Source organism: Enterobacter sp. 940_PEND, from assembly GCF_001059415.1.
Lineage (GTDB): Bacteria > Pseudomonadota > Gammaproteobacteria > Enterobacterales > Enterobacteriaceae > Enterobacter > Enterobacter cloacae_M.
The window spans coordinates 1-2,921 of record NZ_JUMS01000075.1 but is presented as its reverse complement, the minus strand read 5'-3'; the positions used below and the strand labels follow the sequence as shown (position 1 = coordinate 2,921).

Annotated in this window: 3 protein-coding genes; 1 reads left to right on the top strand and 2 read right to left on the bottom strand. The window is 57.4% G+C overall.

What is annotated here, in order from left to right:
- Window positions 1-190: 190 nt before the first annotated feature.
- A complete protein-coding gene (locus ADJ24_RS10750) occupies window positions 191-868 on the bottom strand; it encodes a hydrolase (protein ID WP_023311098.1) in 678 nt (225 codons plus the stop codon).
- A gap of 20 nt (window positions 869-888) precedes the next feature.
- On the bottom strand, window positions 889-1,749 hold the full coding sequence (locus ADJ24_RS10745; RefSeq protein WP_023311099.1) for a pirin family protein: 861 nt from the start codon (window positions 1,747-1,749) through the stop codon (window positions 889-891).
- 109 nt (window positions 1,750-1,858) lie between these two features.
- Between ADJ24_RS10745 and ADJ24_RS10740 the strand changes: the two genes are divergently transcribed.
- Window positions 1,859-2,764: a LysR family transcriptional regulator gene (locus ADJ24_RS10740; protein WP_023311100.1), complete on the top strand. Its 906-nt coding sequence runs from the start codon at window positions 1,859-1,861 to the stop codon at window positions 2,762-2,764.
- Window positions 2,765-2,921: the final 157 nt, after the last annotated feature.

Here is a 2,921-nt window from a genome sequence, read left to right as displayed (position 1 = left end):
ACACTTTCCAGGCGTGCTCCTTCAGCCACTCGGACACCTCACCATATTGTTTTGCTGCCTGACCGCTTGGGGGGCAACGGGGCGCTACTATAGGGAGTTGCGCTAACACGGTCAAGCAGATTTTCAGCTTTAGTGCCTGTTCGGTTAAGCATTAATCAGCTCCACGGTTTTTACGTCGTGGAGCAGAGGATTAACGCTGTGAATCGAGCACTTCGCTGTTTTTAACCACTTCCTGTGCTTTGCCGTAGCTTTCGATCAACAGCCGGTAAGCCGGGAAGATGTGGGTATACACCTCAGCCCACTCAGCCGCGTCCTCACGGTTCCAGGTTCGCTGGATCTCGGAGGCCACCGCCGCCGTATCCATCGGGACCACGCCGGCCTGCACCACGCGCGCCAGGGTGATCTCCTGCGCCATTTTGCTGTAGGTACCGGAGGCATCAATCACCGCAAACACCTTATACCCGTCCGCCACCGCGCTGATTGACGGGAAAGCCATGCAGACGCTGGTGATTGTGCCCGCGATAATTAACGTCTTACGCCCTGTCGCTTTCACCGCCGCCACAAACTCCGGGTTATCCCAGGCGTTGATCTCGCCTTTACGGGCAACATACTGCGCATGCGGCGCGTTGGCGTGGATCTCCGGGATAAGCGGTCCGTTCGGTCCCTGTGGGACGGACGCGGTGGTGATCACCGGGATCTTCGCCAGGGTAGCGATTTTTGCCAGTGCAGCCGCACGGGAGCGCAGTTCCGGCATTGGCATATCCCCAACGGTCTGGAACAGACCGCTCTGGTGATCGATAAGCAACATCACCGCATCGTTCACATCAATAACCGGACGTGTGCCATTAAAATTCGCAGGTGTAGACATTATCTTTTCCTTTATTACGTTCAGATCTGGCCGAAGCGGCCGGAGTTAAAATCACGAATGGCTTCGTTGATTTCGCTTTTACTGTTCATCACAAACGGGCCATAGCCCACGATGGGTTCATTCAGCGGCTCGCCGGCCATCAGCAGCACTTTGGCATCGCTGTTCGCCTCCATGTGCAGTTTGTCGCCTTCCTGGCTCAATACGACCAGCTGAGCTTCACCCGCCTGCGTTGTGCCGTTCACCGTGATGTTGCCTTCAAGCACGACCAGCGCGGTGCTCCAGCCTTCGGGCTGATTGAGCGTCAGGTGGCTTCCCTGGTTCAGCGCAATGTCCCAGACGTTGAGCGGTGAGAAGGTGTGCGCCGGTCCGGTTACAGCCTCGTAGCGACCGGCAATGACCCGCAGCGAACCGCTGTTGTCCGGTAGCGTCACGGTCGGGATCGCATCCTTCGTAATGCTCTGGTAGCCCGGAGCCGCCATCTTGTCTTTGGCCGGCAGGTTGACCCAAAGCTGCATCATTTTCAGTTCTCCGCCTTTCTGCGAGAACGCGCTGGAGTGGAACTCCTCGTGCAAAATGCCTGCACCTGCCGTCATCCACTGCACGTCGCCGGGGCCAATGACGCCGCCTTTGCCCGTAGAATCGCGATGCTCCACTTCACCGGAATAGACGATGGTGACCGTTTCAAAACCCCGGTGAGGGTGTTGGCCTACGCCGCGTTTCGCCCCATCTGCCGGAAAGGTGTACGGGCCCGCGTAGTCCAGCAGCAGGAACGGGCTCAGCGGCTCGCCGTGCGTCTGATAAGAGAACATTGAACGGACCGGGAAACCATCGCCAACCCAGTGCTGGCGGGGAGCGGTATAAACACCTGTTACGTTTTTCATGATTAACTCCTGATGTTCTGTTGATGTAATTAGCTTATATTCAGAGTTAATATCCCGGTAGATAGTGAAAATGGCATTCACTGTTCTGAAAATGGAACGATGAGGATTTATGCAGGATCTCAATGACTTCGTCTGGTTTGTGAAGGTGGTGGACTACGGTGGCTTTGCCGCGGCGGGAAGGGCGCTTGATCTGCCAAAGTCCAGGCTAAGCCGCCGGATAGCGCAGCTGGAAGAACGCCTTGGCGTGCGGCTTATCCACCGAACAACCCGACAGTTTACGGTGACCGAGGTCGGGCAGACCTTCTACCAGCACTGTAAAGCGATGATGGTAGAGGCCGAGGCCGCGGAGGAAGCCGTTGCGGCACTGCAGGCTGAACCGCGCGGTGTTGTCAGAATTACGTGCCCGATAACTCTGTTGCATGTCCACGTGGGTCCGATGCTGGCCAGATTTATGGCGCGCTACCCCGGGATCAATCTTCAGCTTGAGGCGACCAACCGGCGGGTAGACCTGGTGGGTGAGGGGGTTGATATCGCTATCCGCGTACGCCCGCGTCCGTTTGATGACAGCGACCTGGTATTAAGGGTGCTGGCTGACAGGGGTCATTGTCTGGTCGCCGGTCCGGCCTTAATTCAACGCCTGGGCGAACCCGTTGTGCCATCTGAACTCAGCGCCTGGCCCGGGTTAAGCATGAACGAGGGGAAACATATTCATAAATGGGCGCTGTCAGGTCCCGGAGGTGCCAAAGCGGAGATCCATTACCACCCCCGATTGATTACCACCGATATGCTGGCGCTACGTGAAGCTGCCATGGCCGGCATCGGCGTGGTGCAACTGCCGGTTTTGATGGTCAAGGACCAGCTGGCGTCAGGGGAACTGGTACGGGTGCTCAACGCGTGGGAACCCCGACGGGAAGTGATTCACGCGGTTTATCCTTCGCGGCGCGGCCTGCTGCCGTCGGTCAGGACGCTGGTGGATTTTCTGACCGAAGAGTATGCGCGGATGGTGGAAGAGTAATACTTCCCTCTCCCCTGGGGAGAGGGGAAGGGTGAGGGGCTCAGGCCGCACCGAGCTGCATATAGCACCAGGGGATTCTCATCCCCCCAGAGGCGTGCAACATGCGAAAAAAAAAGCCCGCATTTTCATGCGAGCTCTTCTTTAAATATGGCGGTGA

Coding starts and splice junctions, on each gene's coding strand:
- ADJ24_RS10750 (WP_023311098.1), bottom strand. CDS start 868: ATGTCTACACCTGCGAATTTTAATGGCACACGTCCGGTTATTGATGTG.
- ADJ24_RS10740 (WP_023311100.1), top strand. CDS start 1,859: ATGCAGGATCTCAATGACTTCGTCTGGTTTGTGAAGGTGGTGGACTAC.
- ADJ24_RS10745 (WP_023311099.1), bottom strand. CDS start 1,749: ATGAAAAACGTAACAGGTGTTTATACCGCTCCCCGCCAGCACTGGGTT.